This is a genomic window from Roseateles cavernae, assembly GCF_040187885.1.
GTDB classification, from domain to species: domain Bacteria; phylum Pseudomonadota; class Gammaproteobacteria; order Burkholderiales; family Burkholderiaceae_C; genus Roseateles_E; species Roseateles_E cavernae.
In genome coordinates this window covers 15,544-39,221 of the sequence record NZ_JBDPLH010000006.1, presented here as the reverse complement: position 1 = coordinate 39,221, position 23,678 = coordinate 15,544, and the positions used below count along the sequence as shown (strand labels likewise).

At 68.0% G+C, this 23,678-nt stretch carries 28 protein-coding genes; 5 read left to right on the top strand and 23 right to left on the bottom strand.

What is annotated here, in order from left to right; all coding sequences use genetic code 11:
- Positions 1-15: 15 nt before the first annotated feature.
- From selD to ABGI63_RS16670, 6 genes are all read right to left on the bottom strand, one after another.
- Positions 16-1,074, bottom strand: coding sequence for a selenide, water dikinase SelD (gene selD / locus ABGI63_RS16695; RefSeq protein ID WP_349743477.1), 1,059 nt, complete (start codon positions 1,072-1,074; stop codon positions 16-18).
- 40 nt (positions 1,075-1,114) lie between these two features.
- Positions 1,115-2,269 carry a sigma-54-dependent Fis family transcriptional regulator gene (locus tag ABGI63_RS16690; RefSeq protein ID WP_349743476.1) on the bottom strand — a complete coding sequence of 385 codons (1,155 nt, stop codon included), beginning with the start codon at positions 2,267-2,269 and terminating at the stop codon, positions 1,115-1,117.
- Between the two features lie 92 nt (positions 2,270-2,361).
- Positions 2,362-4,893, bottom strand: coding sequence for a GspE/PulE family protein (locus tag ABGI63_RS16685; protein ID WP_432767432.1), 2,532 nt, complete (start codon positions 4,891-4,893; stop codon positions 2,362-2,364).
- Between the two features lie 103 nt (positions 4,894-4,996).
- Entirely contained in the window at positions 4,997-6,301 is a 1,305-nt protein-coding gene (locus tag ABGI63_RS16680) for a TRAP transporter large permease (RefSeq protein ID WP_349743475.1), read from the bottom strand.
- A gap of 4 nt (positions 6,302-6,305) precedes the next feature.
- Entirely contained in the window at positions 6,306-6,818 is a 513-nt protein-coding gene (locus ABGI63_RS16675; RefSeq protein ID WP_349743473.1) for a TRAP transporter small permease, read from the bottom strand.
- Between the two features lie 19 nt (positions 6,819-6,837).
- A complete protein-coding gene (locus tag ABGI63_RS16670; protein WP_349743705.1) occupies positions 6,838-7,806 on the bottom strand; it encodes a TRAP transporter substrate-binding protein in 969 nt (322 codons plus the stop codon).
- Between the two features lie 125 nt (positions 7,807-7,931).
- On the opposite strand from ABGI63_RS16670, the gene pcp reads away from it, so the two are divergent.
- Positions 7,932-8,570: a pyroglutamyl-peptidase I gene (gene pcp / locus ABGI63_RS16665; RefSeq protein ID WP_349743472.1), complete on the top strand. Its 639-nt coding sequence runs from the start codon at positions 7,932-7,934 to the stop codon at positions 8,568-8,570.
- Positions 8,571-8,586: 16 nt separating this feature from the next.
- Here pcp and ABGI63_RS16660 read toward each other — a convergent pair whose 3' ends face one another.
- Together ABGI63_RS16660 and ABGI63_RS16655 are read right to left on the bottom strand one after the other, a co-directional pair.
- Positions 8,587-8,787 (bottom strand): anti-sigma factor family protein, encoded by a 201-nt coding sequence (locus tag ABGI63_RS16660; protein WP_349743471.1) that lies wholly within the window; start codon positions 8,785-8,787, stop codon positions 8,587-8,589.
- A complete protein-coding gene (locus ABGI63_RS16655) occupies positions 8,784-9,347 on the bottom strand; it encodes a sigma-70 family RNA polymerase sigma factor (RefSeq protein WP_349743470.1) in 564 nt (187 codons plus the stop codon). Before ABGI63_RS16655 ends, ABGI63_RS16660 begins: the two co-directional genes overlap by 4 nt.
- Before the next feature lie 122 nt (positions 9,348-9,469).
- On the opposite strand from ABGI63_RS16655, the gene ABGI63_RS16650 reads away from it, so the two are divergent.
- Genes ABGI63_RS16650 through ABGI63_RS16635 form a run of 4 tightly spaced genes read left to right on the top strand, consistent with a single transcriptional unit; the run spans position 9,470 to position 11,886 of the window.
- Positions 9,470-9,742, top strand: a complete 273-nt coding sequence (locus tag ABGI63_RS16650; protein WP_349743469.1) for a BufA1 family periplasmic bufferin-type metallophore — start codon at positions 9,470-9,472, stop codon at positions 9,740-9,742.
- 19 nt (positions 9,743-9,761) lie between these two features.
- Positions 9,762-10,631, top strand: a complete 870-nt coding sequence (locus ABGI63_RS16645) for an MbnB/TglH/ChrH family RiPP precursor modification enzyme (RefSeq protein ID WP_349743468.1) — start codon at positions 9,762-9,764, stop codon at positions 10,629-10,631.
- Positions 10,628-11,392, top strand: a complete 765-nt coding sequence (locus ABGI63_RS16640; RefSeq protein WP_349743466.1) for an HvfC/BufC family peptide modification chaperone — start codon at positions 10,628-10,630, stop codon at positions 11,390-11,392. The genes ABGI63_RS16645 and ABGI63_RS16640 overlap by 4 nt, the downstream gene beginning before the upstream one ends.
- A complete protein-coding gene (locus ABGI63_RS16635) occupies positions 11,392-11,886 on the top strand; it encodes a DoxX family protein (RefSeq protein WP_349743465.1) in 495 nt (164 codons plus the stop codon). The genes ABGI63_RS16640 and ABGI63_RS16635 overlap by 1 nt, the downstream gene beginning before the upstream one ends.
- On the opposite strand, the gene tolA is transcribed toward ABGI63_RS16635, so the two are convergent.
- The 15 genes from tolA to nrdR all read right to left on the bottom strand — a co-directional run bounded on the left by tolA (position 11,864) and on the right by nrdR (position 23,665).
- A complete protein-coding gene (gene tolA / locus ABGI63_RS16630; RefSeq protein ID WP_349743464.1) occupies positions 11,864-12,766 on the bottom strand; it encodes a cell envelope integrity protein TolA in 903 nt (300 codons plus the stop codon). The genes ABGI63_RS16635 and tolA overlap by 23 nt on opposite strands.
- A gap of 13 nt (positions 12,767-12,779) precedes the next feature.
- Positions 12,780-13,214 (bottom strand): protein TolR, encoded by a 435-nt coding sequence (gene tolR, locus ABGI63_RS16625; RefSeq protein WP_349743463.1) that lies wholly within the window; start codon positions 13,212-13,214, stop codon positions 12,780-12,782.
- A 1-nt stretch (position 13,215) separates the two neighbouring features.
- Positions 13,216-13,911: a protein TolQ gene (tolQ, locus tag ABGI63_RS16620; protein ID WP_266004919.1), complete on the bottom strand. Its 696-nt coding sequence runs from the start codon at positions 13,909-13,911 to the stop codon at positions 13,216-13,218.
- The gene (gene ybgC / locus ABGI63_RS16615; RefSeq protein ID WP_349743462.1) at positions 13,908-14,318 is read right to left on the bottom strand and encodes a tol-pal system-associated acyl-CoA thioesterase; all 411 of its coding nucleotides are present in this window, start codon (positions 14,316-14,318) and stop codon (positions 13,908-13,910) included. Before ybgC ends, tolQ begins: the two co-directional genes overlap by 4 nt.
- A complete protein-coding gene (locus tag ABGI63_RS16610; RefSeq protein WP_349743461.1) occupies positions 14,318-15,502 on the bottom strand; it encodes a pyridoxal phosphate-dependent aminotransferase in 1,185 nt (394 codons plus the stop codon). Before ABGI63_RS16610 ends, ybgC begins: the two co-directional genes overlap by 1 nt.
- Positions 15,503-15,520: 18 nt before the next feature.
- Positions 15,521-16,018: a transcription antitermination factor NusB gene (gene nusB / locus ABGI63_RS16605; protein WP_349743460.1), complete on the bottom strand. Its 498-nt coding sequence runs from the start codon at positions 16,016-16,018 to the stop codon at positions 15,521-15,523.
- Positions 16,018-16,482: a 6,7-dimethyl-8-ribityllumazine synthase gene (ribH, locus tag ABGI63_RS16600; protein ID WP_349743459.1), complete on the bottom strand. Its 465-nt coding sequence runs from the start codon at positions 16,480-16,482 to the stop codon at positions 16,018-16,020. Before ribH ends, nusB begins: the two co-directional genes overlap by 1 nt.
- 22 nt (positions 16,483-16,504) lie before the next feature.
- Positions 16,505-17,596: a bifunctional 3,4-dihydroxy-2-butanone-4-phosphate synthase/GTP cyclohydrolase II gene (ribBA, locus tag ABGI63_RS16595; protein ID WP_349743458.1), complete on the bottom strand. Its 1,092-nt coding sequence runs from the start codon at positions 17,594-17,596 to the stop codon at positions 16,505-16,507.
- Positions 17,597-17,644: 48 nt separating this feature from the next.
- The gene (gene ribD / locus ABGI63_RS16590; RefSeq protein WP_349743457.1) at positions 17,645-18,760 is read right to left on the bottom strand and encodes a bifunctional diaminohydroxyphosphoribosylaminopyrimidine deaminase/5-amino-6-(5-phosphoribosylamino)uracil reductase RibD; all 1,116 of its coding nucleotides are present in this window, start codon (positions 18,758-18,760) and stop codon (positions 17,645-17,647) included.
- 44 nt (positions 18,761-18,804) lie between these two features.
- Entirely contained in the window at positions 18,805-20,019 is a 1,215-nt protein-coding gene (locus ABGI63_RS16585) for a type IV pilus modification PilV family protein (RefSeq protein WP_349743456.1), read from the bottom strand.
- Entirely contained in the window at positions 20,016-21,335 is a 1,320-nt protein-coding gene (locus tag ABGI63_RS16580; RefSeq protein WP_349743455.1) for a pilus assembly PilX family protein, read from the bottom strand. Before ABGI63_RS16580 ends, ABGI63_RS16585 begins: the two co-directional genes overlap by 4 nt.
- A 2-nt stretch (positions 21,336-21,337) precedes the next feature.
- Complete coding sequence (locus tag ABGI63_RS16575) at positions 21,338-22,003, bottom strand: prepilin-type N-terminal cleavage/methylation domain-containing protein (RefSeq protein ID WP_349743454.1); 666 nt, start codon at positions 22,001-22,003, stop codon at positions 21,338-21,340.
- The gene (locus ABGI63_RS16570) at positions 22,000-22,458 is read right to left on the bottom strand and encodes a type IV pilin protein (protein WP_349743453.1); all 459 of its coding nucleotides are present in this window, start codon (positions 22,456-22,458) and stop codon (positions 22,000-22,002) included. Before ABGI63_RS16570 ends, ABGI63_RS16575 begins: the two co-directional genes overlap by 4 nt.
- A gap of 103 nt (positions 22,459-22,561) precedes the next feature.
- Positions 22,562-23,113: a GspH/FimT family pseudopilin gene (locus ABGI63_RS16565; RefSeq protein ID WP_349743452.1), complete on the bottom strand. Its 552-nt coding sequence runs from the start codon at positions 23,111-23,113 to the stop codon at positions 22,562-22,564.
- A gap of 108 nt (positions 23,114-23,221) precedes the next feature.
- Positions 23,222-23,665 carry a transcriptional regulator NrdR gene (gene nrdR / locus ABGI63_RS16560; protein ID WP_137943482.1) on the bottom strand — a complete coding sequence of 148 codons (444 nt, stop codon included), beginning with the start codon at positions 23,663-23,665 and terminating at the stop codon, positions 23,222-23,224.
- Between the last annotated feature and the right edge of the window lie 13 nt (positions 23,666-23,678).

Sequence of the window (23,678 nt, the reverse complement as noted above, 5' to 3'; positions counted from 1 at the left end):
GGGCCGCTTTGTCATTCAGGCCCGGACGCTCAGGCCCGGCGCTCCGGCCTCGACCCGGCCGACCACCGCCGCATGGCCGAAGCCATGGGCGGCAAAGCGCGCCAGCACGGCGTCCAGCGCCTCGGGCGCACAGGACACCAGCAGCCCGCCGCTGGTCTGCGGATCGCTCAGCAGGGCCCGGTCCTCGGCCGCAAAGCCCGTGGGCAGCTCGATCTGCGCGCCATAGCTGTCCCAGTTGCGGCCCGAAGCCCCGGTGACGAAGCCCTGGGCGGCCAGCGCACGCGCGCCCGCGATCAAGGGCACCGCCGGCCAGTCGATCACGACCCGGGCCTGGGCGCCGCGCGCCAGTTCCAGTCCATGGCCGGCCAGGCCGAAGCCGGTCACGTCGGTCATCGCGTGGACGCCGTCAAGCGCGGCCAGGTCGGGGCCGGGGGTGTTGAGCTGGGTCGTGAACGCGATCATCTGCGCATAGCCGGCGGCGTCGAGCCCTTCCTTCTTCAGCGCCGCCGACAGCACGCCCACGCCCAGCGGCTTGCCCAGCACCAGCAGATCGCCGGCGCGGGCGTCGGCATTGCGCTTGATGCGCTTCGGGTGGACCAGGCCCAGCGCGACCAGGCCATAGATCGGTTCGACCGAATCGATGGTGTGGCCGCCGGCGATCGGGATGCCGGCCGCCGCGCAGACCGCCTGGCCGCCGGCCAGGATGCGGCCTATGGTCTCGCTGGACAGCACCTTGATCGGCATGCCGACCAGGGCCAGCGCCAAGATCGGCCGGCCGCCCATCGCATAGACATCGCTGATCGCATTGGTGGCGGCGATGCGGCCGAAGTCGAAGGGGTCGTCGACGATGGGCATGAAGAAATCGGTGGTCGCGACCAGGGCCTGCTCCTCATTGAGCTGGTAGACGGCGGCGTCATCGGCGGTCTCTATGCCCACCAGCAGCTGCGGCGGCACGATGGCGCTGGCGCCGCTGTTCTTCAGGATCTCGGACAGCAGGCCCGGCGCGATCTTGCAGCCGCAGCCGCCCCCGTGCGAGAGGCTGCTGAGGCGGGGTTGGGAGGGGATGTCGTTCATGGGCGCCGATGCGGGTGGGGTCGGCCGCCATGATACGAGTTCAGCTCATCTCCCGGAGCTTGCGGTACAGGGTGCTGCGGCCTATGCCCAGCTGGCGGGCGGCCTCCGAGAGATTGCCGCCGGCGGCCTGCACGGCCGCGGCGATGGCCTGCATCTCGGTCTGGCGCAGATTGTGGCCGGCCTGCACGGGCAGCGGTGCCGGGGCCGCAGACAGCGGCAACGGTGCGCTGTCCAGCAGCCCGAGCTCCTCCCTGGTTTCGCGGCGCTGCTGGCCCAGCTCGGCCTGGGCCAGGCTCAGCTTGGCGTACAGCGCTTCGCCGCCTCGCTGCAGGGGCAGGCGCAGCTCGGCCTGCTGCCGGGCCTGCTGGGACAGCTGACCCAGGCTGCAGCCGAACAGGCTGGCCAGGTTCTCGCGCCGCAGCGCCATCGCGCCCAGACCCAGCAGCTCCAGCGCGCGCCGGTTCGCGCCCAGCACCCGGCCGTCCTCGTCCAGCGCCAGCTGGCCCTCGTGCAGGGTGCCCAGGCCCATCGCACTGGCGTGAAAATGCAGCCGCGTGCTGTGGCGGAAGCGATCGGCAAACCACTGGCCCTCGATCAGCCGGGCCGACATGCTGGCCAGGGCCAGCGTGTGCGGATGGTAGGAGCGGCGCTCGCCCGAGACATCGATGACGCCCAGCAACGCACCCTTGTGGTCGAAGATCGGCGCGGCCGAGCAGGTCAGAAACTGCATCGCGCGCAGGAAGTGCTCCTGGCCGTGGACCAGGGTCGCGCCCTCGGTCATCAGCGCCGTGCCGACCGCATTGGTGCCCTTGTCGGCCTCGGCCCAGAGCGCGCCCGGCGCCAGTGCCACCTGGTTGGCACGCTCCAGAAAGCCCGGGTCGCCCAGCGCATGCAGCACGCAGCCGCTGGCATCGGTCAGCAGCACCATGCTTTGCGCATGCATCAGCTGCTCGTAAAGCATGTCCATCACCGGCAGGGCCTGGGCACACAGCCGCGCATTGCGCTGCTGCAGCTCCTGCAGGCCGGCCGGGGCGATGCGCTTCAGATCGGGGGCGCTGTCCTGGCTCAGGCCGAACGCGAGGCAACGCTCGTGCGAGCTGGCGATGGCCTGCGAATGGCGGGCATCGACCAGCATGCGCGGATGGCTGGCGAACGCGGGGCTCGCGAGGCTGGGGCTGAGCGGCGGCTGGGCCATGACGGGACTCCGGACCTGGGGTGCCCCAATATGAATCACTTTGCCTGCCGCTGACAAGCGGGCTTGTCTGGGGTCGACGCCGCTGCCGGGGGTCAGGTATTGCTGGTGGCCCGCACCTCAGCCAGGGTCGTGACACCGGCCAGCACCTTGACGATGCCGTCCTGGCGCAAGGTGCGCATGCCCTCGGCCAGCGCGCAATGCTGGATCTCCTCGGCCCGGGCCCCGGTCTGTATCAGGCGGCGCACCGTCTTGCTCACCGTCAGCAACTCATGCAGGCCGGCACGGCCCTTGAAGCCGGTGTTCTCGCATTTGGCGCAGCCGGGGCTGCTGTAACGCAGCAGCCGGCCGTTCTCGCCATAGCTGGTCTGCCACTCGCCCAGCAAGGCCTGGCGGTCGGGGCGCTGGTCGGCGGGGAAGCTGTGCAGATAGTCGTCCAGCCATTCCTGCCGCTCGGCCTCGGGCAGGGGCTCGCTCTTGCGGCAATGCGGGCACAGGCGCTTGACCAGGCGCTGGGCCAGCACGGCCAAGAGCGAATCGGCAAAGTTGAACGGGTCCATGCCCATGTCCAGCAGCCGGGTCACGGTCTCGGGCGCGCTGTTGGTATGCAGGGTGGAGAGCACCAGGTGGCCGGTCAGCGAGGCCTCGACCGCGATCTGGGCGGTCTCCTCGTCGCGGATCTCGCCCACCATGATGACGTCCGGATCGGCGCGCAAAAAGGCGCGCAAGGCCTTGGCAAAGGTCCAGTCGATCTTGGGGTTGACCTGGACCTGGCGCAGGCCGTTCTGGGTGATTTCGATCGGGTCCTCGGCGGTCCAGATCTTGCGCTCGGGCTGGTTGATATGGCTGAGCGCCGAGTGCAGCGTGGTGGTCTTGCCAGAACCGGTCGGGCCGACGCACAGTACCATGCCGTAGGGCCGGCTGACCGCCGCCTTCAGCTCGCTCAGATTGTGGGCCGACAGGCCCAGCTTCTCCAGCGGGATGGGCTTGGCCGAGGACAGGATGCGCATCACCACATCCTCCAGGCCGTTATTGGTTGGGATCGTCGCGACCCGCAGCTCCAGCCTGTGCTGGGGCGAGAAGCGCGAGAAGTTGATCTTGCCGTCCTGCGGCTTGCGGCGCTCGGAGATGTCCAGATCGCACATGATCTTGATGCGCGCGATCATCGCATTGCGATAGGTGTAGGGCAGTTCCAGATAAGGTTGCAGCGAGCCGTCGCGGCGGAAGCGGATCTTCAGCTTCTCGCGCCCGGGGTAGGTCTCGATATGGATGTCGGAGACGCCCTGGCTGTGGGCCTCGATAATCATGCTGTTGATCAGGCGCACCAGCGAGTTGTCCGACTGCTCGATCGGCGTATCGTCCTCGCGGATGGATTTTTCCTGGCTGTCGCGCTCCAGGGTTTCGATCAGCTTGCCGGCGGTGTCGGGCTCGAAATCGAGGTTCAGTGAGGGCATGCGCAGCTCGCTGGTCGAGGCCCCGCTGTCCTTGCCGAAGCGCTCGTAGACGGTGGGCAGCGCGAACACCAGCGTGCCGACCTTGGTCAGGGTCGGCACGACCTTGAGCTGCGAGATGAACTCGACCTCGTCGATCGCGTCGCGCCGGGTCGGGTCTTCCATCGCGACGATCAGCTTGCCGTCGCGCAGCACCAGCGGCAGCACCTCCAGGCGCTTGGCCACCGAGTGCGGCAGCTTGCGCACCGCGTCGGCCTCGATCGGGAAGTTCTCCACATCGACCAGCGGATAGCCCATCTTGCGGGCCAGCGCCGACTGCAGCTGCTGGCGTGTCACCACGCCCTTGCGCACCAGCAGCTGGCCCAGCGGCACCGAGCGGTCGGAGCGCTGCTGCTCCAGCGCCTGGTCGAGCTGCTCCTGCGTGATCAATTCGAGTGCCAGCAAGGCCTCGCCGATGCGCACCATAGGCATCTTGGCCTGCTGCTCGATGGCTTGCATCAGCTGCTCGGCCGAGACCACCTGTTTGGCCACCAGGATGTCGCCGACGCGGCGCGAACGCAGATCGTTCTGCTCCTGGACCACCGCCTCGACCTGCTCCGGACTGACGCTCTGGTCGCGCAGCAGCAGGGCGCCGATGCGCTCGCCGATCTCGAAACCGGCCAGCACCTCGCGCGGCACGAAGACGCGCAGCACCGAATCGTCGCCGGCCGAAACCGGCGGGAACAGATAGAGGCCCAGATCGTCCTGGTAGTGGCCGATGGTCGTGCCCTTGAGCTCGCCGCCGCCATGGAAGGCCAGCTTGAACTCGCTGCGCGGTCGCTGGTCCATCGCCAGCGGGTCGTCGATCGCGATCGCCTCGCGCGGCGCGGCCGGGATCGGGCGCAGGAGCTTGAGCGCGCGGAACTGAGCGAACTTCAGCGGCATCGCGCTGCGCGCCGGCGGCACCGTGACCTGGGCGACCCGCTCCTGCGCGGCGATCAGGATCACATGGCCGGTGGTGCGGCTGTTGTTGAGGCCCAGGATCTCGCAGGGCTCGGGTGCGCTTTGCGGCTGCGGCTGCGGGTAGGCCGCATAGGGCGGCGTCGGCCACTGGAAGTGCTGCTCATCGGCGGGCTCACGCGCGATGTCCTGGGCCTTGGCATAAGGCCAGTCGAGCGGCGCGGACGGATCGGGCATCGGGGTCTCCGGGTTGGATGTTCAGGGGGCTGGTGCCCGAGCAGCATATGCGATTGTGAACGCGCTTGCCGGCGGAACAGGGCGCTCAGCGCCGGCCAGTTCCTCAGCCGCCACGCATGCGTCGGGGCAGGTAGGTGACGATGTCCGGCACGAAGTAGATCAGCGCCAGCGCGGCCAGCATCAGGAAGAAGAAGGGCAGTGCGACCCGGGCGATATAGCCGATCTCGCGCCTTGTCATGCCCTGCAGCACGAAGAGATTGAAACCCACAGGCGGCGTGATCTGGGCCATCTCGACCACCAGCACGATGAAGATGCCGAACCACAGCGGGTCGATGCCGGCCTTCAGTACGGTGGGCAGGATCACGCCCATGGTCAGCACCACCATCGAGATGCCGTCCAGGAAGCAGCCCAGCACGATGTAGAACAGGGTCAGCGCCATCAGCAGCCCCCAGGCCGGCAGGCCCAGGCCGGCGATCCACTCGGCCAGATGGCGCGGCAGGCCCAGATAGCCCATCGCCAGGGTCAGGAAGGAGGCGCCGGCGAGTATCAAGGCGATCATGCAGTACAGCCGGGTGCCGCCCAGCAGTGCATCCATGAAGCTGGCCCAGCTCAGTGAACCCTGGGCGGCCGACAGTATCAGCGCGCCCAGCACGCCCACGGCGGCCGCCTCGGTGGCCGTGGCGATGCCGGCATAAATGGAGCCCAGCACCGCGCCGATCAGCAGCAGCACCGGGATCAGGCTGCCCGAGGCCTTGAACTTGGCGGCCAGACTCATGGGCGCATCGGCCGGCGGCACCAGGGCCGGGTGGCGCCAGGCCCAGAACACCAGATAGCCGGAAAACAGCAGCGCCAGCATCACCCCCGGCAGCACACCGGCGATGAAGAGCTCGGCGATCGAGACATCGGCGCTGACACCGTAGACGATCATGATGATGGACGGCGGGATCAAGAGGCCCAGGGTGCCGGCCCCGGCCAGCGAACCGATCGCGATATCGTCCGGGTAGCCGCGGCGCTGCAGCTCGGGCAGGGTCATCTTGCCGATGGTGGCGCAGGTGGCGGCGCTGGAGCCGGAGACGGCCGCGAAGATCGCGCAGCCGACCACATTGGTGTGCAGCAGTCGGCCGGGCAGGGCCTGCACCCAGGGCGACAGGCCCTTGAACATATCGCTGGACAGCCGGGTTCGGAACAGGATCTCGCCCATCCAGATGAACAGCGGCAGCGCGGTCAGGGTCCAGCTGGAGGCCGAGCCCCAGATCGTCACGGCCATCGCGTCGCCGGCCGGTCGGCTGCCGAAGAGCTGCATCGCCAGCCAGGCCGCGCCCGACAGCGCCAGCCCGATCCAGACTCCGCTGGCCAGGATGGCGAACAGGGCCAGTATCAGCACTGCGGTGATGGCGAGATCATTCATCGGCTCATTCGTTGTGCAGCGCTTCGCCGGCGTCCGCGGGGCTGCTGCGCCGGCCGCGCCATTCGAGCTGCAGCTCGTCGAGCAGGGCGACGGCCAGCACCGCGTTGCCGATCGCCATCGACAGCTGCGGCAGCCACAGCGGCGTGGCGTCGTTGAGTGTGGAGATGTCCTGGAAGCTCCAGGACTGCCAGACCAGGCGGACGCTGTAGAAGGCCGCGATCAGCGCCAGCAGGCTGGCCACCATCAGCGCGAACCGCTCCAGCGCGCGGCGCGGGCCGCCCTGCAGCGCGTTGATCAGCAGGGTCACGCGGATGTGCTCGCCGCGCTTGAGCGTGTGGGCCAGGGCCAGGAAGCCGCAGGCCGCCATCAGATAGCCGGCATAGGCATCGCTGCCGGGCAGATAAAAGCCCAGCTGCCGCCCGGCGACGCCGCCCAGCACGATCAGCAGCAGGCCCACCATGCACAGCGCGGCCAGCGCGGCCGCAGCGTCGTAGAGGGCGTCGAGCAGGCGTCGCAAGAGGCGGCTGCCGGTGGGCTCAGGGCTTGCGGAAAGCGGCCAGCAAGGCCTGACCCTCGGCGCCGGCCTTCTTCTCCCAGTCGGCCAGCATGCTGGCGCCGACCTGGCTCATGTCCTGCATCAGCTTGGGCGAGGGCGGCATGATCTTCATGCCTTTCTCGGTCAGCGCCTTCTTGTACCAGTCATTCTTCTCCTGGCTGATCTTCCAGCCGCGCACCTCGGCCTCGGCGGCGGCCTTCAGCAGCGCCTCCTGGCTGGGCTTGTCCAGCGCATCGAAGGCCTTTTTATTGACGATCAGCGCATTCTTGGGCAACCAGGCCTGGGTGTCGTAGAAGTACTTGATGCTCTCGTAGGTCTTGCTGTCGTAGCCGGTGGCACCGGAGGACATATAGGACTCGACCACGCCGGTGGCCAGGGCCTGGCTCAGCTCGGCGGCCTGTATCGTGACCGGCTGGGCGCCGATCAGCTCGGCGATCTTGGCGGTGGCCGGGCTGTAGGCGCGCCATTTGATGCCGCGCATATCGGCTACCGAGCCGATCTCCTTCTTGACGTAGATGCCTTGCGGCGGCCAGGCCACCGTGTAGAGCAGTTGCATGCCCTGGGCACCGAGCACCCTGTTCAGATGCGGTTTCTGGGCCTCGGCCAGCTTGCGCGACTGGGCATAGCCGGTGGCCAGCATCGGCACGCCATCGGCGCCGAAGATCGGGTTCTCGTTCTCGAAGATGCCCAGGAGGATCTCGCCCATCTGGGCCTGGCCGCCCTGCACCGCGCGCTTGATCTCATTGGCCTTGAACAGCGAGGCATTGGCGTGCACGGTGATCTTGAGCTTGCCGGCCGTGGCCTTGTCGACATCGGTGGCGAACTGCATCAGGTTCTCGGTGTGGAAGTTGCTCGCCGGGTAGGCCGAGGGCAGGTCCCACTTGGTCTGGGCCGAGGCCGCAGTCGCCAGGGCCAGCAGGCCGGCGGCCAGCATCGATCGAGTCGTCATCATGCGAACACTCCTTCAGCGGGGCAACAGTGCGAGCATGGGGCGTACCGGCGCGCTTGCCGATTGGTAGTCACCCCGAGTCGGCGGGTTAGCATCGGGCCGATTCGACAGCCAGCCATGAAGCCATGAATATTCTGCTGACCGGTTTCGAGCCCTTCGGGGGCGAGGCCATCAACCCCGCCTGGGAAATCGCCCGTGCGCTGGACGGCGAGATGCTGGGCCCGGCGCGCATCGTGGCGCGCCAGCTGCCCTGCGTGTTCGGGCAGTCGCTGCGCGTGCTGGACCAGGCATTGGCCGAGCTGCGGCCGGGCCTGGTGCTGGCCCTGGGCCAGGCGGGCGGGCGCAGCGATCTGTCGCTGGAGCGGGTCGCGATCAATGTCGACGACGCCCGCATCGCCGACAACGCCGGGGCCCAGCCCATCGATATGCCGGTGCTGGAGAGCGGGCCGGCGGCCTATTTCTCGACCCTGCCGATCAAGGCCATCGTCCACGGCCTGCGCGCGGCGGGCCTGCCGGCCTCGGTGTCGCAGAGCGCCGGCACCTTTGTCTGCAACCATCTGTTCTACGGCCTGCAGCACCGGCTCGCCGGCAGCGGCGTGCGCAGCGGCTTTCTGCACATTCCCTATCTGCCCGAGCAGGCCGCCCGCAGCAACGGCCAGCCCAGCATGGCGCTGGCCAGCATGATCGAGGGCGTGCGCATCAGCTTGGCGCTGGCCTTGCAGAACGAGCGTGATCTGCGCGAGACGGGCGGGGCGATTGCCTAGCCAGCGTCGCTGTCGCTCACTCCGATTCCGAATAGGTCCGCCAGCGCTTGCTGGCGCTGCGCATCAGGGCCACTTGGTCGGCAAAGCGCGGGCAGGCCTGGCAGACCAGCATATGCAGGCGCACGGCCAGGCGTTCGCGCAGCGGCAGCGCGCGGTCCTCGGCCTGCAGCACGAGATGGGTGACCTGTTTGCAGGAACGGCGCAGCAGCATGATCATCGGGCGGGCGCCGATGGGCCCGCGAACCAGTTGAGTTGAAGGCAATCACGCAGCCGCAGCCGGGCGCGGTGCAGCATGACCCAGAGATTGGTCGGCGTGATGGCCAAAGCCTTACAGATCTCGTCGCTGTCCAGTTCCAGCCACTCCCTCATCATGAACAGGCGGCCCTGCTGACCGGGCAGCAGCTCGACGCAGGCCTCGAGCACCTTCATGAATTCGAGCTGGCGCAAGGCCTGCTCGGGGTCGCCCCAATCCTGCGGGGTCTCGCGCCAGTGGCCGTCGGGATGGAAGAGCTCGTCGTCGAGATCGACGCCGTCCTCGGCGGTGGTCGACAGCTCGCGGCAGTTGCGGCGGATCTGGTCGATCAGCTTGTGCTTGAGGATGCCCACCAGCCAGGTCTTGAGCTGCGACTGCCCGCCGAAAGCCTGCGGCTTCTCCAGCGCCGCGAGGATGGTCTCGGACACCGCGTCCTCGGCCCAGGCGGCGTTGCGCAGCTGCAGGCGCGCGTACTTCAGCAGCTGCGGACGCAGCGCTTCGATGGCCTTGGCGTGGTCGCTCATCAACAGGGCTCGGAATTTTCGATGGGCGCAGTGTAAGGACTTGGCCGGCACTTGCGACACACAGGTGTCCAACGCATGATGCGTCGGCCTCGATCTCAACCCTGACACCTCAAGGAGCTCTCATGAAGACATCCCACCTCGTTTCCTCCGCACTCGCCGCCGCCCTCTCGATGGGCGCGGTCGGCCAGGCCGTGGCCCAGGACAAGGCTGCCAAGGAGAAATGCTATGGCGTGGCCAAGGCCGGCCAGAACGACTGTGCCAATCTCAGCGGCACCCACTCCTGCGCCGGTCAGTCCAAGGTCGACAACGCGCCGGAGGAATGGAAGTATGTGGCCAAGGGCGAATGCAAGGCGATGAAGGGCATGACGGCCGAGGAAGCCAAGGCCAAGAAGTAAGCGCCAGGGTCCGTCCCCCATGCATGAAGCTCCCGCCATCGCAAGCGTCGGTATCGGCTGGCGCCAGCCGCACTACCAGGCGCTGATGCAGCAGCGGCCCGATCTGGGCTTTCTGCAGCTGCACTCGGAGAACTTCTTCGCGCCCGGGGGGGCGGCGCGCCAGGTCTTGCTGCGGGCACGCGAGCATTACGAGATCAGCCTGCATGGTGTCGGGCTTTCGCTGGGCTCGGCGGCCGGGCTCGATCCCTGGCATCTGGATCAGCTGGCCCGCCTGGTCGAGGCAGTGCAGCCGCTGCGCGTCTCCGACCACGCGAGCTTTGCCCGTGTGCCCGGCATGGATGCCGGGCCGGTGCTGCATGCCAATGACTTGCTGCCGATCGCCTTCAGCGAAAGCAGCCTGGACGTCATGGTGGCCAATGTGCAGACGGTGCAGGAGCGGCTGCGCCGTCCGTTGCTGGTCGAGAACCTCAGCGCCTACCTGGCCTGGGAGGATGACCGGATCGCCGAGCCCGAGTTCTTCAATGCGCTGGTGCGGCGCAGCGGCTGCGGCCTGCTGCTGGATGTCAACAATCTGGTGGTCAATGCGCTGAACCGGGGCGCCGATGACGAGGCGGCGGTGCGCGCGGCCTGCGCCTGGATCGATGCCTTGGACCCGGGCGTGGTCGGCGAGATCCATCTGGCCGGCTATGCGCGGCTGGACGGTATCGTCATCGACGACCATGGCAGCCGGGTTCACGCGCCGGTGTGGCAGGTCTACCGCCACGCGCTGCAGCGCCTGGGCGCCGTGCCCAGCCTGATCGAGTGGGACACCGACCTGCCCGAGCTCGCCGTGCTGCTGGACGAAGCCTCGCTGATGCAGGACTGCCTGCGCGCGGCGGCGCCGCGATGAGCCGCGCGGCCGAACTGCGCCGCCAGCAGGCACTGCTGCAGGCGCTGCTGCAAACACCTCCTCCCGCAGCGCCGCCGCCTGGGGCCCGGGCCCTGGGCGCCGTATCACTGCCCCGGGGTCTGCAAGCCTATCGCGGCCATGCCAAGGCGCTGGCCGCCCAGACCCTGGCCTCGGTGTTCGCTCGAATGCAAGCAGCACTCGGCGAGACCGAGTTCGCCGCGATGGCCTGGGCCTTCTGGCGTGCCTGCCCACCGCAGCGGGGCGATCTGGGCTGCTGGGGTCAGGCCTTGCCCGAGTTTTTGCGCGATCAGCCCGGCATGCCGGCCTGGCTGCCTGATCTGGCGCGGCTGGAATGGGCCGCACATCAGGCCGAGCGGGCCTTGGACGCTGAACTCGATGCCATCTCGCTGCAACTGCTCGCCGAGCAGGAAGCGGACCGGTTTTGCCTGCGGCTGCGGCCCGGCTTGCAGCTGCTGTCGCTGCTCGGTTCGGCGGCGGCGCGGTGGCCGCTGGACCTGGCTGGCAGCGCCGACGAACACCTCATCGTGCTGGTGTGGCGGCAGGGCTGGCGGGCCGAGGCCCGTCTGCTTGCCGCCGACGAGGCGCTGTTCATGAAGGCGCTGCAGCAGGGCCGGAGCCTGCAGCAGGCCCTCGATCAAACCCTGGCCGCCCATGCCGGCTTCGACTTCGCCGCCTGGCTGCAGGCCGCCTTGTCCGAGGCCTGGCTGCAGGCGGTCATCCCAGTCACGGAGCCCTCATGATGAGCATTCCCGCTTTGCTGCTGCGCGCAGTCAGCGATCCCGGCCTGGAGCGGCCACTGGCCATGGCCGCGCCGCTGGCCGCGTTGACCCACCAGCTGCGCTCGCTGGCGCTGCTGGCGGCGCGGCTCCATGTGGCCCAGGTCTTCTTTCTGTCCGGCCTGACCAAGATCCGCGACTGGTCGACGACGCTCTTGCTGTTCGAGGACGAGTACCGCGTGCCCCTGCTGTCACCCGAGCTGGCGGCCTGGCTGGGCACCGGCGGCGAGTTGCTGCTGCCGGTGCTGCTGGCGCTGGGCCTGGGCGGTCGCTTTGCCGCGCTGGGGCTGAGCGCGGTCAATATCGTCGCTGTGCTGAGCCTCAGCGAGATTGCGCCAGCGGCACTGCTGGGCCATCAGCTCTGGGGCGCCTTGCTGCTGACGGTCCTGCTTTGGGGCGCGGGCCGCTGGTCGGCCGACGCCTTGATCTGCCGCTTCAGTCCTTCGGTTGGAAGCTGATCACCAGCACCGAGGGCACGCGGCCATCGACATCGCGCGGCAGGATCTCGGTCTTGTCGATCGCGCGCAGCACGGCCTTGTCCCACTCGGCATCGCCGCTGGACTTCAGCAGCTTGCGGCCGATGATGTGGCCATCGGCGGCGGCGCGCACCTCGACCTCGGCGACCGGATTGCCGGCGCCGGACTCGCTGTAGATGATGTTGGGCCGGATGCGCGCCTTGATGCGGCCGCCATAGCTCGGCGACGGGCCGGCGCTCTGCAGCGCCGTGCCGGTGGCCTGCGGGCCGCCGCTGGCGCCGGCCATGCCCTGGATGCGGCGCAGGTTTTCCTGGCGCTGCGCCTCGGCACGCTTGTCGGCCAGGGCCTCCGCCTTCTTGCTGTCCTGGCGGGCCTTGTCGTCCTTGAGCTTTTGCTCCTTGGCCTGTTGCTCCTTCAGGGTCTTGGCGTCTTTGGCCGCCTTGTCTTTCTGTTCCTGCAGCTCGCGCAGTTTTTGCTTGCGCTGTTCTTCCAGCTCGGCCAGGCGCTTGGCTTCCAGCTCTTCGCGCTTCTTCTCCCGCGCCTTGGCAATCGCGATCTCGGCATCGCGCTGGGCCTGCAGATCGGGCGGCGGGGGCTCGGGTTTGGCTGGCGCGGGCTTGACGACCGGCTCGGGCTCGGGCGGCGGGGCCTCCTCGCGCGGCGCCGCTGCCACCGGCACAGCGGCCCACAGCTCGGCCTCGAAGGCCGGCTCGGTCTTGGAGCGCCATTGCACGCCGGCGGTCAGCGCGATGATCAGCAGGCCATGGGCCAGCAGGGCCAGCGCGAAGCCGCGGCCCAGGCCGGCCGAGGGCGGCGGGCGGCTCGCGTCGAAGCCGGTGGGCGCGAAGGTGCTGCTGCTCATGCGGGACGCTGTCTCAGTTGCTGGCTGCGCCGCTCTTGACGGCCAGGCCGACCTTCTGGATGCCGGCGCTTTGCAGCACATCCATCACCTTGACGACGGCCTCGTACTTGACGGCCTTGTCGGCCGAGATCACGACCGGGCTGTTCTCCTTGCCGGCCTGGGCCTGCTTGACGCGCTCGGCCAGACGGTTGAGAACGATGTCCTGCGGCTCGTCCTTGTCGATCTTGAGCTTGAGCTTTTCGTCGGCGCCGACGATCACATGGATCACCTGATCGGGTTGCTGACGGCTCTTGCCGACGCTGGGCAGATCCACGAGGCCGGTCGTGATCAGCGGCGCGCTGACCATGAAGATGATCAGCAGCACCAGCATCACATCGATGAAGGGCACCATATTGATCTCGTTGATGGTGCGGCGGCGCGAGCCGCTGCGCTGGCCGATGGCTGCCATCTCAATCGGCTCCGTGGTGGCCGGCAGGGGTGCCGGCATTGCGCTGCAGGATGTTGGAGAACTCCTCGATGAAGGTCTCCAAGGTGATCGCGCTGCGGTCGATCTGGCGGGCGAATCGGTTGTAGGCCAGTACCGCAGGGATGGCGGCGAACAGGCCGATCGCGGTGGCCACCAGGGCCTCGGCAATGCCCGGCGCCACGGTCGCCAGCGTCACCTGCTGCAGGTTCGACAGGCCGACGAAGGCGTGCATGATGCCCCAGATGGTGCCGAACAGGCCGATATAGGGCGAGACCGAGCCGACCGAGGCGAGGAAGGACAGATGGCTCTCCATCGCATCGAGCTCGCGCTGGTAGCTCGCGCGCATCGCGCGGCGCGCGCCGTCGAGCAGGGCGGTCGGTTCGGCGACACGGCGTTCGCGCAGCTTCAGGAACTCGCGCATGCCGGCCGCGAAGATGCGCTCCAGCGGTGCGCCGCCCTGACGGCCGTTGACGCTGTTGTAGAGCTCGTTGAGGTTCTTGCCGGACCAGAACTCGGACTCGAAGCCCTCGTTGCCGGCCTTGATGCGCGAGAGCGCGAAGAACTTGTTGAAGATCACGCTCCAGCTGGCCAGCGACATCGCCAGCAGGCCGACGATCACCAGCTGCACGGGCAGGCTGGCGTGCATGATCAGGGCAACAATGGACAGGTCTTGATTCATGGTGGGTTCAGGGAATCCAGCGCTTGTTGGATGGAGGCCGGGATGCGGCTCGGTTTGAAGTCTCGGGCGCCGACGCAGCCGATGCGGATCTCGCCCTCGGCCAGCAGCAGCTCACCGCGCCGGGCCTGCTGATAAAGCGTCATGCTGACACGGCCGCGCTCGCGCAAGGCCACCGAGACATGTAAAAAATCGTCCAGCCGCGCCGGGCTCAGATAGCGCAGCGAGGTGGCGCTGACGATGAACATCACGCCTTCTTCATGGCGCATGCGCTCCTGCTCGAAGCCCAGCGCGCGCAGCCACTCGGTGCGGGCGCGCTCGAAGAACTTCAGATAGTTGGCATAGAACACCACGCCGCCGGCATCGGTGTCTTCCCAGTAGACCCGCAGCCCGTGCTCGAAATCGCTCATCATGCCTTCAAGACTTGGGCCAGCCGGGTGACGGCCTGCTGCAGATCGTCGAGGCTGCTGGCAAAGGACAGCCGCACCCAGCGCTCGGCGCCGAGCTTGCCGAAGTCACGGCCCGGGGTCAGGGCCACATGGGCCTTGGCCATCATCTCGAAGCAGAAGTCCCAGCTGCTGTCGGAGAAGGCCGAGCAGTCCATCCAGACATAGAAGGCGCCATCGGGCAGCACCGGCACCTTGAAGCCGAGTTGCTGCAGGGCCGGCACGATGAAATCGCGACGGGCGCGGAACTCGGCACGGCGGCGCTCGAACTCGGCGATCACGGCCGGCTCGAAGCAAGCCAGCGCCGCATGCTGGGCCACACTGGAGGCGCAGATGAAGAGGTTTTGCGCGAGCTTCTCGATCGGTGTCACCAGGGCCGGTGGCAGCACCAGCCAGCCCAGGCGCCAGCCGGTCATGCCGAAGTACTTCGAGAAGCTGTTGACCGAGATGAGGTCGTCGCCATAGGCCAGCACGCTGTGGCCGAAGCGCTCGTCGTAGCTAAGGCCCAGATAGATCTCGTCGACGATGCTGACGCCGCCGCGCGCACGCACCGCCTGCACGATGGCCTGCATCTCCTCGGGCGCTATCGAGGTGCCGGTCGGGTTGCTGGGCGAGGCCAGCAGCACGCCGCGGGTGTGCGCGGTCCAGGCCTGCTCGATCTGCGCGGCGCTGAGCTGGAAGCGCTGCTCGGGACCGGCGGCCAGCAGCACGGCCTCGGCATCCGCGGCCGCGACGAAATGGCGATTGCAGGGGTAGCAGGGGTCGGGCATCAACACCTGGTCGCCGCGCTCGAACAGCGCCAGGCAGGCCAGCTGCAGCGCGGCCGAGGCGCCGGCGGTGATGACGATGCGCTCGGGCGCGATGTCCAGCGCGAAGCGCTCGCGATACCAGCGGCTCAGTGCCTCACGCAGCGCCGGCAGGCCGGTGGCCGGCGTGTACTGGGTGCGGCCGCCGTCGATACAGGCGCTCGCTGCGGCCTGCACGGCCGGCGGCGCGGTGAAGTCGGGCTCGCCGATGTTCAGATAGATCATCGGCCGGCCGCCCCGGGCCGGGTCGCAGGCCGGGCTGCGCGCGATCTCGGCAGCCGCCTTGGCGCATTCCATCACGTAGAAAGGCTCGATATGGTCGAGCCGGCCGGCCAGCTTCATGGGCGCGTCAAGCCGGGTTCAGCGACCGCCGCGACCGGCCTGCACCTCGGTGGGCCGCAGATCGCCGGCGGCGCGGTCGAGCACGCCGTTCACATACTTGTGGCCGTCGGTGCCACCAAAGGACTTGGCCAGCTCGACCGCCTCATTGATCGCCACCTTGTAGGGGATGTCGACGCAGTGCTTGAGCTCGTAGGCACCGATCATCAGCACGCCATGCTCGATCGGCGACAGCTCGGTGGTCTTGCGGTCCACATGCCTGGCCAGCACGGCGTCCAGATCGGCGGCCTCCTGGATGCAGCCATGCAGCAGGGCCTCGAAATGCGGCTTGTCGAGCTTGCCGAAACCGTCCTGCTCGCGCAGATGGGCCTCGATCACCGCACCGTCCTCGCCGGACACCAGCCATTGGTAGAGGCCTTGCAAAGCGGCCTCGCGCGAGCGGCGGCGGGCCGACTTGGCAGGCGCCTTCTTCTTCACCGCGGGAGGGGGGGCCGTCGGGGTCTTCTTGTCGTCGGACATCAGCGCAGTGCTTCCATCAAATTGGCCATCTCGACCGCGACGCGGGCGGCATCGCTGCCTTTTTCCTCGGCGCGGACCCAGGCCTGGGCTTCGTTCTCGACCGTCAGGATGGCATTGGCCACCGGCACCTGGTAGTCCAGCGAGACCCGGGTCACGCCGGCACCGCTCTCGTTGGCGACCAGCTCGAAGTGGTAGGTCTCGCCGCGGATGATGCAGCCGATCGCGATCAGCGCGTCGTAATCCTCGCTTTCGGCCATCGCATGCAGGGCCACCGGCACCTCCAGCGCGCCGGGCACGGTGACGTGACGGATATGGTCCTGGGCCACGCCCAGGGCCAGCAGCTCGGCCACACAGGTCTGGGCCAGCTTGCTCGTGATGGCATCGTTGAAACGGGCCTGTACCAGGCCGATGCGCAGGTCGCGGCCGTCGAGCGAGGCCGCCTGGCCCTTGTCGGATGCTTGCATCTGGTTCTTCTCTCTCTTGTTGTTATGTGTTGGGGCCGACGAAGCCGGTCACTTCCAGCCCGTAGCCGGTCATGCTGGGCATGCGGCGCGGGCTGCCGAGCAGCTTCATCTTATGGATGCCGAGCTCGCGCAGAATTTGCGCGCCGACACCATAGGTGCGCAGGTCCATCATGCGGCGCGGCGGCGTGCTGGGAGCGTCCTGCAGGCGCTGCAGCAGGGCTTCGCTGTCCTCGCCGCAGTTCAGCAGCACGGCCACGCCCTGGCCGGTGCGCTGGATCTCGGCCAGCGCGGCGGGCAGGGGCCAGGAGTGGCTGCAGGGGCCGGCTTCCAGCAGGTCCAGCACCGACAGCGGCTCGTGCACGCGCACCAGCACCTCGTCGTCGGGGGTCCAGCCGCCATGGGCCAGGGCCATGTGCACGGCGCCGGTGCGGTCGCTGAACACATGGCAGGCGAACTCGCCTTGGGCGGTCTGCAGCCGGCGTTCGGTGACGCGCTGGACCAGCGACTCATTGCGGCTGCGGTATTCGATCAGGTCGGCAATGGTGCCGATCTTCAGGCCGTGCTCCTGGGCGAACAGCTCCAGGTCGGGCAGGCGCGCCATCGTGCCGTCATCCTTCATGATCTCGCAGATCACGGCGCTGGGGCTCAGGCCGGCCATCTGCGACAGATCGCAGCCGGCCTCGGTATGGCCGGCGCGCATCAGCACGCCGCCGTCCTGGGCTTGCAGCGGAAAGATATGGCCGGGCTGGACCAGGTCTTCGGCCCTGGCATGACGCGCCACGGCGGCCTGCACGGTGCGGGCCCGGTCGGCGGCCGAGATGCCGGTGGTGACACCGGTGGCGGCCTCGATCGAGACGGTGAAGGCCGTGCCGTGCTTGGTGCCGTTGCGGGTGGCCATCGGCGGCAGCTGCAGTCGTTCGCAGCGCTCCTTGGTCAGGGTCAGGCAGATCAGGCCACGGCCGAACTTGGCCATGAAGTTGATCGCCTCGGGGCTCACATGGTCGGCCGCCAGCACGAGGTCGCCCTCGTTTTCGCGGTCTTCTTCATCGACCAGAATGACCATACGGCCGGCCGCCAGCTCGGCGACCAGCTCGGGAACAGGAGATATCGGCATGGCCGGCATTGTAGGCGGGCGGGGCAGGGTTTTGCCCGAGTCGGGGCTCTACAGGATTTTGGGGCGGGCCAGCAAGCGCAGGTCGGAGCCGATCTGGGACACCCCGCGCCATTCCAGCTGCAGCGCCTGCTCCAGGCTGGCCAGCGGGCCGAAGGCCGCGATCTCGCGGCCCTGGCCCAGCAGCTTGGGCGCCAGATAGATCAGGAGCTCGTCGACCAGGCCGGCCCGGACCAGCGAGCCATTGAGCTTGTGGCCGGCCTCGATATGCAGCTCGTTGATGCCGCGCTGGCCCAGATCATCGAGCAGCGCCGTCAGATCGACCTTGCCCTGGGCATCGGGCATGAAGACGATCTCGGCTCCGGCCGCCCGCAAGGCCGCTTCGCGCTTGTCATGGGCCTGGGCCGCGTAGATCAACACCGGCCCGGGGGGCGGCAGCAGGCGCGCCGCCGGCGAGATTTCCAGCCTTGAGTCGACCACCACGCGCAGCGGCTGCAGCGCGGTCTCGACCAGGCGCACATCAAGCCGCGGGTCATCGTCGCGCACCGTGCCGATGCCGGTCAGCAGCGCGTTGGCACGGCGCCGCCAGGCGTGGCCGTCACGGCGCGCCGCCTCGCCGGTGATCCATTGGCTCTGGCCGTCGGGCAGGGCGGTGCGGCCGTCCAGCGAGGCGGCGGCCTTCAGTCGCACGAACGGCCGGCCCCGCTGCATGCGCGAGAAGAAGCCGATATTGAGCTCGCGCGAGGCCTCGGCCAGCAGGCCGGTCTCGGTCGCGATGCCGGCGGCCTGCAGGCGGGCCATGCCCTGACCCGCCACCAGCGGATTCGGGTCGCCGATGGCCGCCACCACCCGCTTCAGCCCGGCGGCCATCAAGGCATCGCAGCAGGGCGGCGTGCGGCCGTGGTGGGAGCAGGGCTCCAGCGTCACGTAGGCGGTGGCGCCGCGCAGGTCGGCGCCGCGCGCCTGGGCGTCGCGCAGCGCCATCACCTCGGCATGAGCCTGGCCGGCGGCCTGGGTATGACCGCTGCCCAGCACCCGGCCTTCGGCATCGGTGATCACGCAGCCGACACGCGGATTGGGGTCGCTCAGGCCGATGGCCTGCTCGGCCAGGACCAGGGCATGGCGCATGGCCGATTCGTCGCTGCGGTGCGGGGCGGTGCTGTGCATGGCGGCAGTCTAGCCGGCCAGGGTCCCGGTGTTCATCCCGGAGCTCAGAGCTTCTCCTGGTGCACGATGGTCTTGCTGTCGTAGAACAGGCCATCGGCCGGGTTGGGCGTACGACCTACCGGGCAGGACTGGCTGCCGGCGACGACCAGGAAGTTCTGCCGGGTCAGCGCGCCCTTGACGTCAACATAGTCCAGCGGGTGTTCGACATTGCTGATGGTCTTGTCGCCGTTGTAGTCGGCGCTATAGCGGCAGATGCGGTAGCCGGCATGGCCGAGTTCGATGCCGTTCAGGATCAGCCGGCCGGTCCATGCGACGCCGTCGAGATTGGGGTAGACCGCACAGTAGAAAACCACCCCCTCGGGCCTCGCGACAGGCCCGGCCAGCGGGGCGTTGCTGAAGCAATCGTGCGGCGGCGGGGCGGGCGGCTTGCTCGTGCCTGCCGTGATGATGGCCGGACTCAGGGGCAGGGCGGGGCTGAGTGCCAGCTCCGAGTCGGCGGTCGCGTCGGTCGAAAAGCGCACCGCGCCGCTGAGCAGATAGCTGTTCGAGACCGTGCTGCAGTAGGCCGCGACGTCGTCCCGCGTGATCTGGGCCGTGCCGACCGTGTGGTCCGGCAATTGGCACAGCTTGACGATGCGGCCGGTCTGATTGTTGAACACCCAGGCCACGCCGCTGCTGGTGGCCGGCGGCTTGAAGACGCTGTGACCATCGCCCAAGTCCTTGGCTGTCGGCGGTATCGTGAGGTGACGGCCCTGCGGACGGCGAGTCGGGTCGCCCTCGGGGGCAATGGCCAGCGAGCCGCTGAGCCGCGGATCGGTCGGCGTGATGAAGCTGCCCATGATCACTTGCTGCACGGTGCCCGTCCTATCCTCCCAGCTCACCGTGACCTGCACCGACAGTGGCTCGCCGGGGCGCTGCGCCAACACCCGGTTCAATGTGAAACTCGCATTGCTTTCTGGGTCGCCGGCGCCGACGCGCTTGAGATCGGCGATCTGCGCGAACGCGCGTACATGCGCTTGCGCATCCGCTGGAAGCGCCAGTTCGGAGAAGGACCGTATGGTTTCAAGGTCTTGCTGAACCAGGCGCACCGCCTCGCTGCGCTGCTTGGCCAGATCGGCACTGCGCCGCATATGGCCCTGCAGCCCGACCAGGGCCAGCATGCCGAAGGACATGATCAGCAGGGTCACCAGCGCTTCGATCAGGGTCACGCCCGCTTGAGCATCAGCGTATCGACCGAAGAGGCGGCGGCTGCGTTTCATTCCGTGCCATCCGACCAGCTGCCCGGCACGCGGACAAAGCTACCGCGCCGGTTGCTCAGCGTGTTGATCAGGTCCGCGTGATAGACGATGTCGGCCGTGCCGCTGGCGACCAGGTCGCCGTCGCTGAGCAGGGCGCCGGTCAGCACGGCCGGCTGGGCCCCGACGGTGTTGTTCCAGGACGTGTTGCCACGGGCATAGATCAGCCCGTTCAGCAGCATCGGGCCATCCAAGCGCAGGGCACCGTTGACCACCAGCAAGAAGGGGTCCGCCGCGGTGCCCAGCGTGATATTGCTGCGGATCTCGGCCGGACCCTCGACCCAGAGCATGCGCTGGCCGCTGGCATAGGCCTCTTGCAGCTTGGCGCTGCAATCGTCCGCACAGATCAGCTCCCGCATCGCCGGTTGCTGGCGATAAGTCATCGGTGACATGCCAAAAAACAGCTGAAACATATCGACCGGTTTGCCATCGCGGCTTCGCAGCGTCTCGTCGCCGCTGATCAAGGCATCGCGTGTCGGCGTGCCAGGCACGCTGCTGAGCCGGCTGATGCTGCCTTGGTAGCCCAGCCCGGCCTGCATCAGCAAGCCGCTGAGTGCCGGATCGGTGTTGTGCAGCCCCAGCCCCGTGGCCCCCAGGTCGACCGCGCCGCGCACCGTCAGCGGGCTGGCGGGTGGCACTTTCAAGGCGCTGACCAGGGCCGCATCAAAGAAGAGCACGCTCTTGGCCAGATCGGCCTGGGCGGCAAAGGCCTGGCGGTTGCAGTTCTTGATGATGTCGGTGCAGCTGCTCACCTCCACATTCACGACACCGGCGCGGTCGCGGGGCCGAAAACGTACCACGAACATCGGCTGCAAGCGATGGGCGGCGGCCGGCGCCGGCGACACCAGCACGCCATCGGCCGGACACTGGTAGGCCCAGCCCGCAGCCTCCGTGCTGATGCCGGCGGCCACATAGGGGTCGCCGGACGCGGGATTCAGCGGATTGAAGCTGGCGTCCTCGTCAGCGTCGGTGCTGATGGCGCGATCGGCGCCGATATCCAGATAGCGCTCACGGAAGCTCGAGCCCATGGCACCGCTGTTCTTGCAGCTGGCATCGATGAAAACGCCGTTCAGCGCGTTCAGCACCCATTCGCCGCCGGCTTCGGCGGTTTCCAGCGCGAGGCCGGCCCGGTAGTAGTTGCTCGCGATGCGCTGCTCGAAAACGAGATTGCGGTTCGCGAAGGCGGCCATCATCGCCATGATGAAGAACAGCACCATCACGACCACCAGGGTGGCCGCACCCTGTTGCCCCATGGCACGCTGATTGGCGGCGCAGCGCATGATCAGCAGCCTCCCTCGATGGCGTCATTGCGCAGCCGGGTGCTGACCGTGACGCTGCGCACCACCCGCGCGTCATGCGCGGCCTTGCCACTCAGCGTCAGCCGCAGTTCCCGGACCTCCATGCTAGGCGGGCAGTCGGTGGCACCGATCGGGCAGGGGCGCTGGCAGAACTCATCCAGCTTGACGCGCTGCACCAGCAGCTCCGGCTCGAAGCTGGTGATCTCCAGGGTCTTGGGGTCCGTCAGCGGCTGCCAGTTGCCGCCATGGCGGAACTGCAACTCCTTGGACCGAACGCGGTAGCCGAACTCCTCGTTGTTGGCGACCTTGCCGTCCTCGTCGGCCTCGCCCTTGGCCCGGCTGTAGCTGTAGAGCAGCTGGCCGTCCTTGTCCAGGCGCGCCATCGCATAGAGATTGGCCTGGGTCGCCATGCCGGGCGCCGAGACGCCGTCTTCCGCACGCCTGTTGAAACCGGCGCGGCGCATATCGCGCAGCACCAGATCGGCCGCCGCCCGCAAGTCCTGCTGCACCTGGGTTTCCAGCATCAGGCGGCGATGGTCCTCCAACTGGCCCACCATCATCAGCGAGGCGCCGGCGACGACAATCATGCCTACCGTCAAGCCGACCATCATCTCGATCAGGCTCAGGCCCTTGATGCTTGCGGAAGTCATCTGGACCAGCATCCGCCGGTGGTGGGCAGGTATTGCATCTGGCCACCACTCATCGTGATGGACATCTTGGCGCAGGCGCTGTCCTTGGCCTGGGGGCTGCTTTCCAGCGCATTCGCCTCGATGGTGTAGCCGGTGGCGCCGTCGTTCGTCAGCACGATCTTGATCACGTAATGCTTGTCGAGCGACTGATCGCTGCTGAACTGCAGATCGCTCAGCTTTTCGGTGTAGGTCGCCCGGTTGGCGCGCCAGCGCTCCTGTGCCTGCTGCACCGCCGACAAGGTGGCCACGGCGTCGGCACGCCGGCCTTTTTGCACCATGTGCTGGAAGGAGGGCAGGGCGACAGCAGCCAGGATGCCGGCGATCACCACCGCCAGCATCAGCTCGACCAACGTGAAGCCATGACTGCCTGTCGGGCCGACGGCAGCCTGGGGCGCAGAGGGCGGTAGCATGGACATGGAAAATTATGTGGACGCGGTGCGCAGCGACTCTCGAACAGGGTCGGCCGCTCGTCGGCAATATCTGACCGTTGATCCACGCTTCCTTGGGTTAGGGGGCAGTTCAGCCGGCGCAGCGCGGCAGGCGCCCCGCGCTGCCATCGGGTGAGCACGAGCGCACGCGGCCGGTGATCGCGACGATATGGCGAATCGAGGGGCCGCCAGGCGCGGCAATATCGATGCTGCCGGTGCTGGTCACCGCGCCTTGCCTGGCCTGGAAGCTGAGTTTTTCGACATTGGCGCGTATCGTCGTGGCCTGCGTGGCGGGCAGCCATTCGACCTTGGCCAGGGCAGCCGCATCGGTGCAGCGGGTCTGGCCCGCGTTGTCGCAGTGGCAGCCGTCGCTCGGGCCGCTGTAGACGATGTAGCAACTGCCGCCATCACCCGCATTGAAGCGCATATGCACGGCCTTGCCCTGAATCACGGCGACGCTGCGCGCCTGCTGCAGATCGGTCATCAGGGTCTGGGCGGTGCCCCGGACATGCTGGCCGAGCCTGAGTCTTTGCATCGACGGAATCGCCTGGCTCAGCAGTACCGCCAGGATCAGGCAGACGACGCAAACCTCGATCAGGCTGAGACCACGGAGGTGATGCGGGGGGTGAGGGGCTTGCGGCATGGTCGGCTCCGGACTGGATTCATCGGGCATGAATCCAATCTAGAGGGCCGGGCCGGCGCTTTCTGTCCTGCCAAAGGGGGGAGCCTGGCACCCCCTTGGAGGGAAGATTCAAATATCGCGGATCAGCTGCCGGAATTCATCCACATCCTCGAAGCTGCGGTAGACCGAGGCAAAGCGCACATAGGCGACCTTGTCGATGCGCTTGAGTTCGCGCATCACCAGCTCGCCCATCTTGGTCGACGGCAGTTCGCGGGCGCCGCTGGTCAGCAGCTTTTCCTCGATGCGGGCCAGCGCGGCATCGACCTGCTCGATGCTGACCGGTCGCTTGCGCAACGCCAGCTGCATCGAGGCGCGCAGCTTGGCCGGGTCGAAGTCGGCCCGGGTGCCGTCTTTCTTGACCACCACGGGCATCGCGATCTCCGCCCGTTCGTAGGTGGTGAAGCGCTTGTCACAGCCCAGGCAGCGCCGCCGGCGCCGCACCACATCGCCTTCATCCGACTCCCGGGTTTCGACCACCTGGGTTTCGGCATGGGAGCAGAAGGGGCAGCGCATCGGCGGGCGGCGG

Coding starts and splice junctions, on each gene's coding strand:
- tolQ (WP_266004919.1), bottom strand. CDS start 13,911: ATGAATCAAGACCTGTCCATTGTTGCCCTGATCATGCACGCCAGCCTG.
- ABGI63_RS16670 (WP_349743705.1), bottom strand. CDS start 7,806: ATGACGACTCGATCGATGCTGGCCGCCGGCCTGCTGGCCCTGGCGACT.
- ABGI63_RS16655 (WP_349743470.1), bottom strand. CDS start 9,347: ATGAGCGACCACGCCAAGGCCATCGAAGCGCTGCGTCCGCAGCTGCTG.
- ribD (WP_349743457.1), bottom strand. CDS start 18,760: ATGCACAGCACCGCCCCGCACCGCAGCGACGAATCGGCCATGCGCCAT.
- ABGI63_RS16575 (WP_349743454.1), bottom strand. CDS start 22,003: ATGACTTCCGCAAGCATCAAGGGCCTGAGCCTGATCGAGATGATGGTC.
- ABGI63_RS16690 (WP_349743476.1), bottom strand. CDS start 2,269: ATGGCCCAGCCGCCGCTCAGCCCCAGCCTCGCGAGCCCCGCGTTCGCC.
- ABGI63_RS16650 (WP_349743469.1), top strand. CDS start 9,470: ATGAAGACATCCCACCTCGTTTCCTCCGCACTCGCCGCCGCCCTCTCG.
- ybgC (WP_349743462.1), bottom strand. CDS start 14,318: ATGAGCGATTTCGAGCACGGGCTGCGGGTCTACTGGGAAGACACCGAT.
- pcp (WP_349743472.1), top strand. CDS start 7,932: ATGAATATTCTGCTGACCGGTTTCGAGCCCTTCGGGGGCGAGGCCATC.
- nrdR (WP_137943482.1), bottom strand. CDS start 23,665: ATGCGCTGCCCCTTCTGCTCCCATGCCGAAACCCAGGTGGTCGAAACC.
- ABGI63_RS16635 (WP_349743465.1), top strand. CDS start 11,392: ATGAGCATTCCCGCTTTGCTGCTGCGCGCAGTCAGCGATCCCGGCCTG.
- ribBA (WP_349743458.1), bottom strand. CDS start 17,596: ATGCCGATATCTCCTGTTCCCGAGCTGGTCGCCGAGCTGGCGGCCGGC.
- tolA (WP_349743464.1), bottom strand. CDS start 12,766: ATGAGCAGCAGCACCTTCGCGCCCACCGGCTTCGACGCGAGCCGCCCG.
- ABGI63_RS16660 (WP_349743471.1), bottom strand. CDS start 8,787: ATGATCATGCTGCTGCGCCGTTCCTGCAAACAGGTCACCCATCTCGTG.
- ABGI63_RS16565 (WP_349743452.1), bottom strand. CDS start 23,113: ATGCCGCAAGCCCCTCACCCCCCGCATCACCTCCGTGGTCTCAGCCTG.
- nusB (WP_349743460.1), bottom strand. CDS start 16,018: ATGTCCGACGACAAGAAGACCCCGACGGCCCCCCCTCCCGCGGTGAAG.
- ribH (WP_349743459.1), bottom strand. CDS start 16,482: ATGCAAGCATCCGACAAGGGCCAGGCGGCCTCGCTCGACGGCCGCGAC.
- tolR (WP_349743463.1), bottom strand. CDS start 13,214: ATGGCAGCCATCGGCCAGCGCAGCGGCTCGCGCCGCCGCACCATCAAC.
- ABGI63_RS16570 (WP_349743453.1), bottom strand. CDS start 22,458: ATGTCCATGCTACCGCCCTCTGCGCCCCAGGCTGCCGTCGGCCCGACA.
- ABGI63_RS16610 (WP_349743461.1), bottom strand. CDS start 15,502: ATGAAGCTGGCCGGCCGGCTCGACCATATCGAGCCTTTCTACGTGATG.
- ABGI63_RS16645 (WP_349743468.1), top strand. CDS start 9,762: ATGCATGAAGCTCCCGCCATCGCAAGCGTCGGTATCGGCTGGCGCCAG.
- ABGI63_RS16680 (WP_349743475.1), bottom strand. CDS start 6,301: ATGAATGATCTCGCCATCACCGCAGTGCTGATACTGGCCCTGTTCGCC.
- ABGI63_RS16580 (WP_349743455.1), bottom strand. CDS start 21,335: ATGCGCTGCGCCGCCAATCAGCGTGCCATGGGGCAACAGGGTGCGGCC.
- ABGI63_RS16585 (WP_349743456.1), bottom strand. CDS start 20,019: ATGAAACGCAGCCGCCGCCTCTTCGGTCGATACGCTGATGCTCAAGCG.
- ABGI63_RS16685 (WP_432767432.1), bottom strand. CDS start 4,893: ATGCCCGATCCGTCCGCGCCGCTCGACTGGCCTTATGCCAAGGCCCAG.
- selD (WP_349743477.1), bottom strand. CDS start 1,074: ATGAACGACATCCCCTCCCAACCCCGCCTCAGCAGCCTCTCGCACGGG.
- ABGI63_RS16640 (WP_349743466.1), top strand. CDS start 10,628: ATGAGCCGCGCGGCCGAACTGCGCCGCCAGCAGGCACTGCTGCAGGCG.